This is a genomic window from Azospirillum endophyticum, from assembly GCF_016595245.1.
GTDB lineage: Bacteria > Pseudomonadota > Alphaproteobacteria > Azospirillales > Azospirillaceae > Azospirillum > Azospirillum endophyticum.
Window position 1 is genome coordinate 1 of sequence record NZ_JAENHM010000073.1, and the last position, 14,191, is coordinate 14,191.

Here is a 14,191-nt window from a genome sequence, read left to right on the forward strand (position 1 = left end):
TGCCGGGCGACAACGTCGCCATGGAAGTGACGCTGATCGCCCCGATCGCCATGGACGAAGGCCTGCGTTTCGCCATCCGCGAGGGTGGCCGCACCGTCGGTGCCGGCGTCGTTGCCAAGATCGTCGAGTGATGAAGCGTCCGGCGCCGTCCGCGAGGCCGGGGCCGGAAGGAAGGGTAGGGCGGCGGGGTGATCCCGCCGCCGGTCGTGAATGAGACGGGCCGCCTTTCTCGTGCAAGCGGGAAGGCGGCCCGCCCGGTTCTAGCCATCGGGCGTCGGCATTCGGGACCGTCCGCCTGTCGATCCAGCTTCCTCCGAGTGGGAGGGAGAATCAGGATTGACATGCGGGCGCCGAGCGCCTAGAGAATACGCCCTCTGGATTTTGGGTTGGTGGTAGGCAACTTCGGCCTAGACGCAGCCCGAGACGAACGGCTCAGGCGCGCCTCCCAAGGGAGGCGCGCCGTCTGCTGAACGGAACATCCCTTTCGCGCAGTCCGCGCGGGGGATGTTCTTTTTCGTATCGGCTCGTCGCATCGGTCACAGTGTCGCCCGTCGATCCCGCCTCGGTGGTTCGGCGCGCGGCCTTGCGCTGTCGGCGATGCCCCGAAGCAAGCTCGTGGAGTTCCGGTGACGCGTCCGCGTCATCGCTAGAAGGTGCAAGGGACGTTTGGACATGGACAGCCAGAACATCCGCATCCGTCTGAAGGCGTTCGATCATCGCGTGCTCGACCAGTCGACCAGCGAGATCGTCAACACCGCCAAGCGGACCGGCGCGCGCGTGCGGGGCCCGATTCCCCTGCCGACGCACATCGAAAAGTTCACCGTGAACCGTTCGCCGCACATCGACAAGAAGTCGCGCGAGCAGTTCGAGATCCGCACCCACAAGCGCCTGCTCGACATCGTCGATCCGACGCCGCAGACCGTGGATGCGCTGATGAAGCTCGACCTCGCCGCCGGCGTCGATGTCGAGATCAAGCTCTGATTTTGGTTGGTAAGGGACCTCTCCGGTAATCGGATGTCCCTGGTCAGGAGATAAAGAACAATGCGATCCGGTTTGATCGCGCAGAAGGTCGGCATGACCCGCGTCTTTACGGACGACGGCCAGCATGTTCCGGTCACTGTGCTGAAAGTCGACAGCTGCCAGGTCGTCGCCGTTCGTACCGAGGAAAAGGATGGCTACACCGCCGTCCAGCTCGGCGCGGGCGCCATCAAGGTCAAGAACGTCAACAAGCCTGAGCGCGGGCATTTCGCCAAGGCGCGCGTGGAACCGAAGCGCAAGCTGGTCGAGTTCCGCGTCGATGCCGATGCCCTGATCGAGGTCGGTGCCGAGCTTTCGGTGTCGCACTTCGTTGCCGGCCAGTTCGTCGACGTCACCGGCACCTCCATCGGCAAGGGCTTTGCCGGTGCGATGAAGCGGTGGAACTTCGGTGGTCTGCGCGCCACGCACGGCGTGTCGGTGTCGCACCGTTCGCACGGTTCGACGGGTAACCGTCAGGATCCCGGCAAGGTCTTCAAGAACAAGAAGATGGCCGGTCACCTCGGTGACGAGCGGGTCACGGTCCTGAACCTCCAGGTCGTCTCCGTCGACGAAGCCCGTGGCCTGATCCTGCTCAAGGGTGCCGTCCCCGGTGCCGAGGGCGGTTGGCTGCGCATCCGTGACGCCGTCAAGAAGAAGGCTCCGGAAGGCCTGCCCTTCCCGGCCGGCATCAAGACTGCTCCGGCGGCGGAAGCCCCGGCCGAGACGCAGGAGTGAGCGCCATGAAGGCCACGATCAAGAATCTGAACAACGAAGCCGTCGGCGAGATTGAGCTGTCGGACGCCGTGTTCGGTCTGCCGGCCCGCACCGACCTGCTGGCCCGCATGGTGAACTGGCAGCTGGCCAAGCGCCGCTCCGGCAACCACAAGACCAAGGGCATCAGCGAGATCAGCGGCACGACCAAGAAGCCCTATGGGCAGAAGGGCACCGGCCGCGCTCGTCAGGGCTCCATCCGTTCGCCGCAGTTCCGCGGCGGTGCGACCATCTTCGGGCCGGTGGTGCGTTCGCACGCCCACGACCTGACCAAGAAGGTCCGCAAGCTGGCGCTCAAGACCGCCCTGTCGGCCAAGGCCGCCGAGGGCAAGCTGATCGTCCTGGAGGCCGCGGCCGCCGAGACGCACAAGACCAAGGAACTGGCGGCCCGTCTCGCCACCCTCGGCCTGACTTCGGCGCTGATCATCGATGGCTCGAACCTGGACGACAACTTCGCCAAGGCTTCGCGCAACATCCCGCTGATCGACGTGCTGCCGGAGCAGGGTGCGAACGTCTACGACATTCTCCGCCGCGACACGCTGGTCCTGACCCGCAACGCGGTCGAGCAACTGGAGGCTCGCCTGAAATGAGCAAGCAGTCGAAACCTGCGGTGAGCCAGGAGCGGATGTACGACCTGATCCTCGCTCCCGTCATCACCGAGAAGTCGACGTTGGTGTCGGAGCATAACCAGGTCACGTTCCGCGTGCCGCTCACGGCCTCCAAGCCGGAGATCAAGGCCGCCGTTGAAGGTCTCTTCAACGTCAAGGTGACCGCGGTCAACACCCTGGTTTCCAAGGGCAAGACCAAGCGGTTCCGCGGCACCATCGGCCGTCGCTCGGACTTCAAGAAGGCCGTCGTCACCCTCGCCGAGGGTAACAAGATCGACGTGACCACGGGCATCTGAGCGGGAGTGTGATCCGATGGCTCTGAAGCAATACCGCCCGATTACTCCCTCGCTCCGCCAGCTGGTCATCGTTGACCGCTCGGAGCTGTGGAAGGGCAAGCCGGTCAAGACCCTCACCGAGGGCTTGACCAAGTCTGGTGGCCGCAACAACACCGGCCGCATCACTGCGCGCCGGATGGGTGGCGGTCACAAGCGCACCTACCGTCTGGTGGACTTCAAGCGTCGCAAGTTCGACGTTCCGGCCACCGTCGAGCGGCTGGAATACGATCCGAACCGCACGGCCTTCATCGCGCTGATCAAGTACCAGGATGGGACGCTGTCCTACATCCTGGCGCCGCAGCGCCTGAAGGTCGGCGACACGGTCGTGTCCGGCGAGAAGGTCGACGTGAAGCCCGGCAACGCGATGCCGCTGAAGAACATCCCGGTCGGCTCGATCGTGCACAACGTCGAGCTGAAGGCCGGCAAGGGTGGTCAGGTGGCTCGTTCCGCCGGCACCTACCTGCAGCTGGTCGGCCGTGATGGCGGCTACGCCCAGCTCAAGCTGCCCTCGGGCGAGCTGCGCATGGTCCGTGGCGAGTGCATGGCCACCCTGGGTGCCGTGTCCAACCCGGACCAGATGAACACCAACCTGGGCAAGGCCGGCCGCAACCGCTGGCTGGGCAAGCGTCCGTCGGTCCGTGGCGTCGCCATGAACCCGATCGACCACCCACACGGTGGTGGTGAGGGTCGCACCTCGGGCGGCCGTCATCCGGTCACGCCGTGGGGCAAGCCGACCAAGGGCAAGAAGACTCGTCACAACAAGAAGACGGATGGCCTGATCCTGCGCCGCCGTCATTCGAAGTAAGGAGGTCGAACGATGGCACGCTCCGTTTGGAAGGGCCCGTTCGTCGACGGCTATCTGCTGAAGAAGGCGGACAAGAGCCGGGCTTCGGGCCGCAACGAGATCATCAAGATCTGGTCGCGTCGTTCGACCATCCTGCCGCAGTTCGTCGGTCTGACGTTCGGCGTCTACAACGGCCACAAGTTCCTGCCGGTTCTGGTTACCGAGCACATGATCGGTCACAAGTTCGGCGAGTTCGCTCCGACGCGGACCTTCTATGGCCACGCGGCGGACAAGAAGGCGAAGAGGAAGTAAGCCATGGGCAAGTCTGCCAATCCCAGCCGGATCGCGGAGAACGAGGCTCTGGCCCGCAATCCGATGATCCGCACCAGCCCGCGGAAGCTCAACCTCGTCGCCCAGCTGATCCGGAACATGGATGCCAGCCGCGCCGTGGCCGAGCTGACCTTCTCCAAGCGCCGCGTCGCCGGCGAGGTGAAGAAGGTTCTGCAGGCCGCGATCGCGAACGCCGAGAACAACCACCAGCTCGACGTCGACCGTCTGTACGTGTCGTCGGCGACGGTCGGTCGCGCTCTGGTGATGAAGCGTTTCCACGCCCGTGCCCGCGGTCGCGGCGCCCGGGTCGAGAAGCTGTTCAGCAACCTGACGATCATCGTTCGCGAGCGTGACGCCGCCGTTGCCGAAGGGGCCGAGTAATGGGTCAGAAAATCAATCCGATCGGGCTGCGCCTCGGCATCAATCGGACCTGGGACAGCCGGTGGTTCGCCAAGCGCGACTACGCCAACCTGCTGCACCAGGACCTGAAGCTGCGCGGCTACCTGCAGGGTCGCCTGCAGCAGGCCGGCTGCTCGCGCGTCGTCATCGAACGTCCGGCCAAGAAGGCCCGCATCACCATCCACTCGGCTCGTCCGGGCGTGGTGATCGGCAAGAAGGGCGCGGACATCGAGAAGCTGCGTCTCGAGCTGTCGAAGATGACCGGCAGCGAGGTGAGCCTGAACATCGTCGAAATCCGCAAGCCGGAAATCGACGCTCGCCTCATCGCCGAGAACATCGCCAGCCAGCTGGAGCGCCGCGTGGCGTTCCGCCGCGCCATGAAGCGCGCCGTGCAGTCCGCCATGCGTCTGGGCGCCCAGGGCATCCGGATCAACTGCTCCGGCCGTCTCGGCGGCGCGGAGATCGCCCGCATGGAGTGGTACCGCGAGGGCCGCGTTCCGCTGCACACCCTGCGCGCCGACATCGATTACGGTGTGGGTACCGCCAAGACCACCTACGGCACCTGCGGTGTCAAGGTGTGGGTGTTCAAGGGCGAGGTCATGGCTCACGACCCGATGGCGCAGGACAAGCGCATGGGCACCGAGCCGGTGTCGACCGACGGCGAGCCGCGCCGCGATCGTCACGATCGCCGCGACCGTCGCGAGCGCTCCGAGCGCTCCGAACGCGAGTAAAGGGGCCGAGCGATGCTTTCTCCCAAGCGCACGAAATACCGCAAGGCCCACAAGGGCCGCATCCATGGCAACGCCAAGGGCGGTACCGATCTGAACTTCGGCTCCTTCGGCCTCAAGGCCCTGGAGCCGGAGCGCATCACCGCCCGGCAGATCGAGGCGGCCCGCCGCGCGATCACCCGCGCGATGAAGCGTCAGGGCCGCGTCTGGATCCGTATTTTCCCGGATCTCCCCGTCTCCACCAAGCCCGCCGAAGTCCGCATGGGCTCCGGTAAGGGTTCGCCGGAGTACTGGGCGGCCCGCGTCAAGCCGGGTCGCATCCTGTTTGAGCTGGACGGCGTGCCGGCCGATGTGGCAAAAACCGCCTTCGCTCTGGCGGCCGCGAAGCTGCCGATCAAGGTGAAGCTGGTGACCCGCCTGGGCGGTGTCGAGGAGACCGCGGCATGAAGGCCGTAGACATTCGTACGAAGAGCGCGGATGAGCTGAACGATCAGCTCATCCAGCTCAAGAAGGAACAGTTCAACCTGCGTTTCCAGAAGGCCTCCGGCCAGCTGGAGAATACCGCGCGGGTGACCACGGTGCGTCGCGACATCGCCCGCATCAAGACCATCCTCGGCGAGCGCGCCCGCTCCGCCGACGCCGGCAAGTAAGGGGGATCATCCATGCCTCGCCGCGTTCTGCAGGGCACGGTGGTCAGCGACAAGTGCGACAAGACCGTTACGGTTCTTGTCGAGCGCCGTGTCATGCACCCCGTGTACAAGAAGTTCATTCGTCAGTCGAAGAAGTACGCCGCCCACGACGAGGGCAACCAGTACAAGGTCGGCGATACCGTTTCGATCATCGAATGCCGTCCGATCTCGAAGTCCAAGCGCTGGACGGTCGTGACGGAGTCCGCCGCCGACAGCGGCGCCGCGTGATAACGAAAGGTCATAAACCATGATCCAGATGCAAACCAACCTGGAAGTCGCCGATAACAGCGGGGCGCGCCGGGTGCAGTGCATCAAGGTGCTTGGCGGGTCCAAGCGGAAGGTTGCGACCGTGGGCGACGTCATCGTCGTCTCGGTCAAGGAAGCCATTCCGAAGGGCCGCGTCAAAAAGGGCGACGTGCATCGTGCCGTCATCGTCCGCACCGCGAAGGAACTGCGTCGGGAGGACGGGTCGGCGATCCGTTTCGACCGGAACGCCGCCGTGCTCATCAACAAGCAGGGTGAGCCGATCGGCACCCGTATTTTCGGGCCGGTCACTCGTGAGCTTCGCGGCAAGAAGTTCATGAAGATCATCTCGCTGGCGCCGGAGGTGCTGTGATGGCCGCCAAGATCAAGACAAAGGACAAGGTCGTCGTCCTGACCGGCCGTGACAAGGGCAAGACCGGCGAAGTTCTGAAGGTTTTCCCCAAGGAGAACCGTGCCGTTGTGCAGGGCGTGAACGTGGTGAAGAAGCACCAGCGTGCCAGCGCCCGTTCGCAGGGTGGCATCATCGAGATGGAGGCGCCGATCAACGTCTCGAATCTCGCTCACGTCGACCCCAAGGATGGCAAGCCGACCCGCGTCGGCTTCAAGATCCTTGAGGATGGCCGCAAGGTGCGTGTCGCCAAGCGGTCCGGCGAAGTCATTGACCTGTGAGGGCCCGGGCATGACCGCACGTCTCAAAGAAGTTTACGATTCCAAGATCCGCGCCGCTCTGAAGTCGGAATTCGGCTACAAGAACGACATGGAAGTTCCGCGGATCGAGAAGATCGTGGTCAACATGGGTGTCGGCGAGGCTGTCGCCGACTCCAAGAAGATCCAGCTCGCCGTGGCCGAGATGGCCGCCATCACCGGCCAGCGGCCGGTGGTGACCAAGTCGCGCAAGTCGATCGCCCAGTTCAAGCTGCGCGAAGGCATGTCGATCGGCTGCAAGGTCACGCTGCGTCGCGACCGCATGTACGAGTTCCTGGACCGTCTGGTGACGATCGCGTTGCCGCGCGTCCGTGACTTCCGCGGTATCCCGGGGAACAGCTTCGATGGCCGTGGCAACTATGCCATGGGCGTCAAGGAGCAGATCATTTTCCCGGAAATCGATTACGACAAGATCGATCAGATCCGCGGCATGGACATCATCATCGTCACCTCGGCGAAGACGGATCAGGAAGCCAAGGCTCTCCTGAAGGCCTTCGACATGCCGTTCGTGAGCTGAGGCTGGAGCACGACCATGGCTAAGACCAGTGCCATCGAAAAGAACAAGCGTCGCGCCAAGCTGGCCAAGCAGTACGCCAACAAGCGTGCGCGCCTGAAGGCCATCGCGAACGACAAGGCCCTCCCCCCGGAAGAGCAATTCGCCGCCCGCCTCAAGCTGGCCGAACTGCCGCGCAACTCCTCGAAGGTGCGCGTCCGGAACCGCTGCGAAATGACCGGGCGTCCGCGCGCGTTCTATCGCAAGTTCAAGCTGTCCCGCGTCACCCTCCGCGAACTGGCCTCGACCGGCCAGATTCCGGGGATGACGAAGTCGAGCTGGTAAGGAGGGTCCGAGAATGTCTTTGAGCGATCCGCTCGGCGATATGCTGACCCGCATCCGCAACGGTCAGCACGCCCGCATGTCTGTTGTGGTTTCCCCGGCGTCCAAGCTGCGCGTCAACGTCCTGGACGTGCTGAAGCGTGAAGGCTTCATCCGCGGCTGGTCCGAGGAAGAGCTGCGCCCCGGCGTCAAGAACCTGAAGATCGAGCTGAAGTATCACGAAGGCGAGCCTGTCATTAAGCAGATCGCCCGTGTGTCCAAGCCCGGCCGTCGCGTCTACTCGAAGATCGCCGACCTGCCCCGCGTCTACAACGGGCTTGGTCTGTCGATCCTGTCGACCCCGCGCGGCGTGATGTCGGACAACGAGGCCCGCGCCGCCAACGTCGGCGGCGAAGTCCTCTGCCGCGTGTTCTAAGGGGGATTGGCAGATGTCGCGCATTGGCAAGCATCCCGTGCCGGTTCCGGCTGGCGTCGACGTGAAGGTCGACGGCCAGCAGGTGACGGCAAAGGGCAAGCTGGGGCAACTCAGCATGACCCTGATCGACGACATCACCGCTGCGCTGGAAGACGGCAAGGTGGTGGTGAAGCCGGCAAATGACAGCAAGCGCGCCCGCGTCATGTGGGCGACCTCGCGCACCCTGATCAACAACATGGTCACCGGTGTCAGCCAGGGCTACACGATCAACCTCGAGATCAACGGCGTCGGTTACCGCGCGTCCGTGCAGGGCAAGGAGCTGGTCATGCAGCTCGGCTTCTCGCACGACGTGAAGTACCCGATCCCGGAAGGCATCACGATCAAGTGCGACAAGCCGACGGCCATCTCGGTCAGCGGCTACGACAAGCACAAGGTCGGCCAGGTTGCCGCCGAGATCCGCGGTTGGAAGAAGCCGGAGCCCTACAAGGGCAAGGGCATCAAGTACGAGACCGAAACCGTCCTGCGCAAGGAAGGTAAGAAGAAGTAACCGCCATGCTGAAGCCAAAGCAACTCCACGAGCGCCGCAAGCAGCGCGTGCGCGCGCAGATTGCCAAGAAGGCCGGCGGGCGCGTTCGCCTCTCGGTCTTCCGGTCCAATCTGCACATCTACGCCCAGATCATCGACGACGAAAACGGCAAGACGCTCGCGTCCGCCTCGTCGCTCGAGAAGGAGCTGCGCGAGCAGCTCAAGCACGGCGGCAACGTCGATGCTGCCAAGCGCATCGGCGAGCTGATCGCCGAGCGCGCCAAGGCCGCTGGGGTTACCGAGGTCGTGTTCGACCGCGGTGGGTACATTTACCATGGCCGGGTCAAGGCCCTGGCCGACGCCGCCCGTGAGGGCGGGCTGTCGTTCTAAGGAGGCCCGGATATGGCACGTGAACGTGGGGAGCGGGACAACCGCGACCGGCAGCCGCGCGAGCGGGAAGAAAGCGAGCTGATCGAAAAGCTCGTCGGCATCAACCGCGTCGCCAAGGTGGTCAAGGGTGGTCGTCGCTTCGGCTTCGCCGCTCTGGTCGTCGTCGGTGACGGCAAGGGTCGCGTCGGCGTCGGCTCGGGCAAGGCCCGCGAGGTCCCGGAAGCCATCCGCAAGGCGACCGATCAGGCCAAGCGCGGCATGATCCGCGTCCCGCTGCGCGAAGGCCGTACGCTGCATCACGACACCAACGGCCACTTCGGTGCCGGCAAGGTCGTGCTGCGGGCGGCCCCGGCCGGTACCGGCATCATCGCCGGCGGTCCGATGCGCGCGATCTTCGAGGCTCTCGGCGTCGCTGACGTCGTGACCAAGTCGATCGGCACGTCGAACCCGCACAACATGATCAAGGCGACCTTCGACGCCCTGACCCAGGTCACCAGCCCGCGTTCCGTCGCGGCGCGCCGTGGTCGTCGCGTGAGCGACATCCTCGGTCGTCGCGAGGCCGGCGCCGGTCAGGAGGCCTGATCATGAGCGAGAAGAAGACCGTCGTCGTGACCCAGATCGGCAGCCCGATCGGCCGCAAGCACGACCAGCGCGAAACGCTGGTCGGTCTGGGTCTCAACAAGCTGCACCGGACCCGCGAGCTGGAGGATACTCCGGCCGTGCGGGGCATGATCGCCAAGGTCGCGCACCTGGTCCGCGTCGAGAACGAGGGCTGAGATCATGACCAAGCTGAATGACCTGCGTGACAACGCCGGTGCCCGCAAGGCGCGCATGCGCGTCGGTCGCGGTATCGGTTCGGGCAAGGGCAAGACCGCTGGCCGCGGCGTGAAGGGTCAGACCTCGCGCACCGGTGTGGCGATCAACGGCTTCGAAGGCGGGCAGATGCCTCTGCACCGCCGCCTGCCGAAGCGCGGTTTCCGGAACATCTTCGCCAAGGAATACTCGGTGGTCAATCTGGGCATGATCCAGAAGGCCATCGACCTCGGCAAGCTGAATGCCTCGGAGACCATCGATGCCGCGGCGCTCAACGCCGCCGGCGTCACCGGCAAGGTGAAGAAGGACGGTGTCCGTCTGCTGGGCAAGGGCGAGCTGACCGCGAAGGTTTCCTTCACGGTCGCCGGCGCGTCCAAGTCGGCGATCGAGGCCGTCGAGAAGGCGGGTGGCAGCGTCACGCTGACCGCTCCCGCCGCCGAAGCCGCCGAGTAAAGTTCCGCGTCAAGCCCGCGCTTGCGCGCGGGCTTTCGTGGCACTACAAAAAGCGATGTCGCGAGGGGCGGCCTGCGTCATGCAGTGCCGCCCCGTTCGCGCTTACGGGACAGGGATTGGACCATGGCATCAGCGGCCGAGCAGCTTGCCGCCAACATCAATTTCGGGGCTTTCTCCAAGGCGACCGAGCTGAAAAAGCGGATTTGGTTCACCTTGGCGGCCCTGATCGTCTATCGGCTGGGCACCTACATCCCGATTCCGGGCATCGATCCGCACATCCTGCAAGACGTGTTCAAGCAGCAGGGCAGCGGCATCCTCGGCATGTTCGACATGCTGGCCGGCGGTGCGCTCCACCGCATGACCATCTTCGCGCTCAACATCATGCCGTACATCTCGGCATCCATCATCGTGCAGCTGCTGACCGCCGTGTCGCCGCAGATGGAGGCCATGAAGAAGGAAGGCGAAGCCGGGCGCAAGAAGCTGAACCAGTACACCCGGTTCGGCACGGTGGCGCTCGCCACGGTCCAGGCCTACGGCCTCGCGGTCGGTCTCGAATCGATGCGCGGCTCCACGGGTGCCGCGGTGGTCGACCCCGGCCTGTTCTTCCGCATCGCCACCGTCATCACGCTGGTCGGCGGCACCATGTTCCTGATGTGGCTGGGCGAGCAGATCACCGCCCGCGGCATCGGCAACGGCACCTCGCTGATCATTTTCGCCGGCATCGTCGCGGAGCTGCCGCGCGCGCTGGTCAACACGCTGGAACTCGGCCGCCAGGGCGCCCTGTCCACCATCTTCATCGTCCTGATGCTGGTGATGGCGGTCGGCGTGGTGTTCTTCATCGTCTTCATGGAACGCGCCCAGCGCCGCCTGCTGGTCCAGTATCCGAAGCGACAGGTCGGCAACCGGGTGTTCGGCGGCGAAGCGTCGCACCTGCCGCTGAAGATGAACACCGCCGGCGTCATCCCGCCGATCTTCGCGTCGTCGCTGCTGCTGCTGCCGCTGACCGCGGTCGGCTTCGCCGGCGGCGAAGGACCGGGTTGGCTGCAGGCGGTGTCGCGCTACGTCGCGCACGGCACGCCGCTCTACATGCTGCTGTACGCCTCGCTGATCGTGTTCTTCTGCTTCTTCTACACCGCCATCGTCTTCAACCCGACCGAGACGGCCGACAACCTGCGCAAGTACGGCGGCTTCATCCCCGGCATCCGTCCGGGCAAGAACACCGCCGATCACATCGACTACGTGCTGACCCGGCTGACGGTCATCGGCTCCGGCTACCTTGTGGCGGTTTGTCTCCTCCCCGAAATCCTGATATCCCAGCAATCGGTTCCGTTTTATTTTGGCGGCACCAGCCTGCTGATCGTGGTCACCGTCACGATGGACACGGTCGCGCAGATTCATTCCCATCTGCTGGCCCACCAGTATGAGGGATTGATCAAGAAATCGAAGCTTCGGGGGAGAAAGTAATGAACCTCATACTGCTCGGTCCGCCGGGCGCCGGGAAGGGGACCCAGGCGCGCCGTCTGGAAGACACTCGTGGTCTGGTGCAGTTGTCGACCGGCGACATGCTCCGCGCCATGGTGGCGGAAGGCGGACCGCTCGGGCAGCAGGCGAAGGAGATCATGGCCGCCGGCAAGCTGATGCCGGACGAGCTGATGGTCAGCATGATCGCCGAACGCATTTCGAAGCCCGACGTGAAGAACGGCTTCATCCTCGACGGGTTCCCGCGCACCGTCGCCCAGGCGCAGGCGCTGGACCGGATGCTCGACGAGAAGGGCCTGAAGCTCGACCATGTGATCGAGATGCGGGTGGTCGACGACGTGCTGGTGGAGCGCATCACCGGCCGCTACACCTGCGCCAAATGCGGCAAGGGCTATCACGACAGTTTCGAGAAGCCGAAGGTGGACGGCGTCTGCGACGTCTGCGGCAGCACCGAATTCAAGCGGCGCGCCGACGACAATGCCGAGACGGTGACCACCCGCCTTGGCCAATATCATCAGCAGACGGCTCCCATCCTGCCCTATTACCAAGGGCGCGGGGTGCTGAAGGTGGTGGACGGCATGGCCGACATCGATGAGGTGACCAAGCAGATCGAGGCGATCCTCACCAGCTGAGGGACGCCTTCGCGCGCATGGAAAAAGGCCGCAGCCTCCTTCGAGGATGCGGCCTTTTTCTTGCTGGTCGGCCGAAGCGAAGCCGAGCGTCCGGTTCGGCCGCCGGGGTCAGGCGCTCGGTGTCCCGGAGGAGGGCGGGGCGCCCGCAGGTATGGCGGGATGACCGGAGGCGGGGTGGTCTGACATGGTGCGGTAGCGCGCCAGGATCCAGCCGAGATGGGCGGTGACGGCGTTGGCCGCCGCGTCGGGATCGCGGCGTGCGATGGCCTGCGCGATGGCGCGGTGATGTTCGATCATCAAGGCCTCATGGTTCTCCATGAAGGGCTCGGTATGCTTCATCTCGACCATGTTGCCGAGGATGTCGCGGATCGTCGACAGCAGGTGCAGATAGACCGGGCTGCCCGACGCCTGGGCCACGGCGACATGGAAGTCCATGTCGTCGGCCGCGCGGCCGCCGTCGCGATCGGTCTCGCTCATCGCCGCCAGGATGCGGCCGATGGTGTCGATCTGTTCCTGCGTCGCCCGTTCGGCGGCGCGGCGGGCGGCCCAGCTTTCGAGCGCCATGCGGATTTCGACGAGGTCGCACAGATTCTGGTGGGTGCTGCGCACCATGGCGGTCAAGGCGCCGTCCATCATGCCGGCCGACGACACCACCCGGGTGCCGCCGCCTTGAACCGCAGTCAGGAAGCCCTGGGTCTTCAGCTTCTGCAGGGCGGCGCGGACGGACACGCGGCTGACATGCAGCTGTTCGGCCAGCTGGCGCTCGCCCGGCAGACGCTCCCCCGGCACCAGCTCGCCGCGGGCGATGCGGTCGAGAAGCTGTTGCGCCACCCACTCCGAAATGCGCTGCGAGGAGGAGGGGACGTGAGCGCTGTCGTCGGTGCCGGGCACGGGTTGTTCCCCTTTGAGCGGAAAGCGGTTCATCGATGGCTGGTCATACCGGTAGCGATCCCGGCCCGTGCGGTCAATGGGCCACGGGCATGCCGCGGCGCCTTGCCCGCGGGACGGAAATAGAGGCGCCCGATCGTGCCGTTCCGCAGGCTTAACGGCTGCCGCGCCGGGCCAGCAGGATGCCGACCAGGATCACCGCGGCGCCCACCGCCTGCAGGGGCCCCAAAGGTTCGCTCAGCAGGACCCAAGCGAGGATGGCCGCCGCCGCCGGCTGCAGGAGCAGGCTGACCGATGAGAAGGACGTGGGCAGATGGGCCAGCGCGTAGGCGATCAGGCTCTGTCCGCCGGCATGGCTGAACAGGGCGAGGCCGGCCAGAACCGCCCATCCGGTACCGCTCGCCGGCAGCATCGCCTCGCCGTCGGCGAGGCCCAGGGGCAAGAGCAGGACGGCGGTGATGGCGCCGCTCCAGGTCATGATGGTCGCGGTCGAGAATTCTGCGCGCAGGCGTCCGACCGACAGGATGTAGCCGGCATAGAAGGCCGCCGTCAGCAGACCCAGCGCGTCGCCGAACAGGTGGTCGGCGCTGAGCTGGAAGCTCTGGCCCATCAGTACGATGGCGCCGGCCAGCGCCAGCAGCATGCCCAGGACGAAGCGGCCGGTGATCCGTTCCTTGAACAGGAACCATGCGGCCGGGGCGACGAACAGCGGCGCGAAGTTCGCCAGCAGGGTGGAGTTGGCGACCGAGGTGTAGCGGATCGAGGTGTGCCAGATCGCGAGGTCGCCGGCGAAGAACAGCCCGGCCAGCGACAGGCGGCCATAGTCGGCGAACGAAGAGGGACGCCGGCTGGCTCGTCCGCTCCGCTGCCGCGACTCTCCGGCCATCCACAGCGCCAGGACCGGTGTCGCCAGCGCCGTACGCCAGAATCCGGTGGCGACCGGCCCGACTTCGGACAGGCGGACGAAGATAGGAGCGAAGGCGATGCCCAAAGCGCCGACCAGCAGCGCGATCAGGGCGATGCGCTGCGTCCGGTGCGCATGGTCGATGGGGAAGGCACTGGCGTCTGGCATGTGCCGCTTATATCCGCCGGCCGTCTGGCGGGCCAGCCGGGCGCGCGTCATGGCTGCCG

The 14,191-nt window shown here is 65.4% G+C and carries 26 protein-coding genes; 24 read left to right on the top strand and 2 right to left on the bottom strand.

All coding sequences use genetic code 11. From position 1 onward, the window contains the following. The 24 genes from JHL17_RS26840 to JHL17_RS26955 form a co-directional block, all read left to right on the top strand. Positions 1–131, top strand: a 131-nt coding sequence (locus tag JHL17_RS26840; RefSeq protein WP_486598860.1) for an EF-Tu C-terminal domain-related protein, incomplete at its 5' end; no start/stop codon positions are given. Between the two features lie 541 nt (positions 132–672). After that, the gene (rpsJ, locus tag JHL17_RS26845; protein WP_012973204.1) at positions 673–981 is read left to right on the top strand and encodes a 30S ribosomal protein S10; all 309 of its coding nucleotides are present in this window, start codon (positions 673–675) and stop codon (positions 979–981) included. A gap of 60 nt (positions 982–1,041) precedes the next feature. Beyond that, on the top strand, positions 1,042–1,752 hold the full coding sequence (gene rplC / locus JHL17_RS26850; RefSeq protein WP_098740494.1) for a 50S ribosomal protein L3: 711 nt from the start codon (positions 1,042–1,044) through the stop codon (positions 1,750–1,752). A gap of 5 nt (positions 1,753–1,757) precedes the next feature. After that, positions 1,758–2,378 (top strand): 50S ribosomal protein L4, encoded by a 621-nt coding sequence (gene rplD / locus JHL17_RS26855; protein WP_109051340.1) that lies wholly within the window; start codon positions 1,758–1,760, stop codon positions 2,376–2,378. After that, on the top strand, positions 2,375–2,692 hold the full coding sequence (locus JHL17_RS26860; protein ID WP_012973207.1) for a 50S ribosomal protein L23: 318 nt from the start codon (positions 2,375–2,377) through the stop codon (positions 2,690–2,692). Before rplD ends, JHL17_RS26860 begins: the two co-directional genes overlap by 4 nt. A gap of 16 nt (positions 2,693–2,708) precedes the next feature. Next, positions 2,709–3,536, top strand: coding sequence for a 50S ribosomal protein L2 (gene rplB / locus JHL17_RS26865; protein ID WP_200197748.1), 828 nt, complete (start codon positions 2,709–2,711; stop codon positions 3,534–3,536). A 12-nt stretch (positions 3,537–3,548) separates the two neighbouring features. Then, positions 3,549–3,827: a 30S ribosomal protein S19 gene (gene rpsS / locus JHL17_RS26870; RefSeq protein ID WP_012973209.1), complete on the top strand. Its 279-nt coding sequence runs from the start codon at positions 3,549–3,551 to the stop codon at positions 3,825–3,827. 3 nt (positions 3,828–3,830) lie between these two features. After that, positions 3,831–4,226, top strand: coding sequence for a 50S ribosomal protein L22 (gene rplV, locus JHL17_RS26875; protein ID WP_109110121.1), 396 nt, complete (start codon positions 3,831–3,833; stop codon positions 4,224–4,226). Beyond that, positions 4,226–4,975 (top strand): 30S ribosomal protein S3, encoded by a 750-nt coding sequence (gene rpsC, locus JHL17_RS26880; protein WP_098740491.1) that lies wholly within the window; start codon positions 4,226–4,228, stop codon positions 4,973–4,975. Before rplV ends, rpsC begins: the two co-directional genes overlap by 1 nt. A gap of 12 nt (positions 4,976–4,987) precedes the next feature. After that, on the top strand, positions 4,988–5,419 hold the full coding sequence (gene rplP, locus JHL17_RS26885) for a 50S ribosomal protein L16 (RefSeq protein WP_200197749.1): 432 nt from the start codon (positions 4,988–4,990) through the stop codon (positions 5,417–5,419). Then, entirely contained in the window at positions 5,416–5,622 is a 207-nt protein-coding gene (gene rpmC, locus JHL17_RS26890; RefSeq protein WP_200197750.1) for a 50S ribosomal protein L29, read from the top strand. The genes rplP and rpmC overlap by 4 nt, the downstream gene beginning before the upstream one ends. A gap of 12 nt (positions 5,623–5,634) precedes the next feature. Further along, positions 5,635–5,889, top strand: coding sequence for a 30S ribosomal protein S17 (gene rpsQ, locus JHL17_RS26895; protein WP_012973214.1), 255 nt, complete (start codon positions 5,635–5,637; stop codon positions 5,887–5,889). Between the two features lie 19 nt (positions 5,890–5,908). Next, on the top strand, positions 5,909–6,277 hold the full coding sequence (gene rplN / locus JHL17_RS26900) for a 50S ribosomal protein L14 (protein ID WP_012973215.1): 369 nt from the start codon (positions 5,909–5,911) through the stop codon (positions 6,275–6,277). Next, the gene (gene rplX, locus JHL17_RS26905; protein ID WP_014246896.1) at positions 6,277–6,594 is read left to right on the top strand and encodes a 50S ribosomal protein L24; all 318 of its coding nucleotides are present in this window, start codon (positions 6,277–6,279) and stop codon (positions 6,592–6,594) included. The genes rplN and rplX overlap by 1 nt, the downstream gene beginning before the upstream one ends. 10 nt (positions 6,595–6,604) lie before the next feature. Then, the gene (gene rplE / locus JHL17_RS26910) at positions 6,605–7,147 is read left to right on the top strand and encodes a 50S ribosomal protein L5 (protein ID WP_200197751.1); all 543 of its coding nucleotides are present in this window, start codon (positions 6,605–6,607) and stop codon (positions 7,145–7,147) included. 15 nt (positions 7,148–7,162) lie between these two features. Further along, positions 7,163–7,468, top strand: coding sequence for a 30S ribosomal protein S14 (gene rpsN / locus JHL17_RS26915; RefSeq protein ID WP_200197752.1), 306 nt, complete (start codon positions 7,163–7,165; stop codon positions 7,466–7,468). 13 nt (positions 7,469–7,481) lie between these two features. Next, entirely contained in the window at positions 7,482–7,880 is a 399-nt protein-coding gene (gene rpsH / locus JHL17_RS26920; protein ID WP_045581817.1) for a 30S ribosomal protein S8, read from the top strand. Between the two features lie 13 nt (positions 7,881–7,893). Continuing rightward, a complete protein-coding gene (gene rplF / locus JHL17_RS26925; protein ID WP_200197753.1) occupies positions 7,894–8,427 on the top strand; it encodes a 50S ribosomal protein L6 in 534 nt (177 codons plus the stop codon). Between the two features lie 5 nt (positions 8,428–8,432). After that, positions 8,433–8,795 carry a 50S ribosomal protein L18 gene (rplR, locus tag JHL17_RS26930; RefSeq protein WP_012973221.1) on the top strand — a complete coding sequence of 121 codons (363 nt, stop codon included), beginning with the start codon at positions 8,433–8,435 and terminating at the stop codon, positions 8,793–8,795. A gap of 12 nt (positions 8,796–8,807) precedes the next feature. Then, positions 8,808–9,377 carry a 30S ribosomal protein S5 gene (gene rpsE, locus JHL17_RS26935; protein WP_014246902.1) on the top strand — a complete coding sequence of 190 codons (570 nt, stop codon included), beginning with the start codon at positions 8,808–8,810 and terminating at the stop codon, positions 9,375–9,377. Between the two features lie 2 nt (positions 9,378–9,379). Further along, on the top strand, positions 9,380–9,571 hold the full coding sequence (rpmD, locus tag JHL17_RS26940) for a 50S ribosomal protein L30 (protein ID WP_042694084.1): 192 nt from the start codon (positions 9,380–9,382) through the stop codon (positions 9,569–9,571). A 4-nt stretch (positions 9,572–9,575) separates the two neighbouring features. Further along, entirely contained in the window at positions 9,576–10,061 is a 486-nt protein-coding gene (gene rplO / locus JHL17_RS26945; RefSeq protein ID WP_200197754.1) for a 50S ribosomal protein L15, read from the top strand. Positions 10,062–10,184: 123 nt separating this feature from the next. Beyond that, positions 10,185–11,525: a preprotein translocase subunit SecY gene (gene secY, locus JHL17_RS26950; protein ID WP_200197755.1), complete on the top strand. Its 1,341-nt coding sequence runs from the start codon at positions 10,185–10,187 to the stop codon at positions 11,523–11,525. Further along, positions 11,525–12,172: an adenylate kinase gene (locus JHL17_RS26955; protein ID WP_200197756.1), complete on the top strand. Its 648-nt coding sequence runs from the start codon at positions 11,525–11,527 to the stop codon at positions 12,170–12,172. Before secY ends, JHL17_RS26955 begins: the two co-directional genes overlap by 1 nt. 108 nt (positions 12,173–12,280) lie before the next feature. On the opposite strand, the gene JHL17_RS26960 is transcribed toward JHL17_RS26955, so the two are convergent. Together JHL17_RS26960 and JHL17_RS26965 are read right to left on the bottom strand one after the other, a co-directional pair. After that, positions 12,281–13,063 (bottom strand): FCD domain-containing protein, encoded by a 783-nt coding sequence (locus JHL17_RS26960; protein ID WP_200197757.1) that lies wholly within the window; start codon positions 13,061–13,063, stop codon positions 12,281–12,283. Between the two features lie 151 nt (positions 13,064–13,214). Then, a complete protein-coding gene (locus JHL17_RS26965) occupies positions 13,215–14,132 on the bottom strand; it encodes a DMT family transporter (RefSeq protein WP_200197758.1) in 918 nt (305 codons plus the stop codon). Positions 14,133–14,191: the final 59 nt, after the last annotated feature.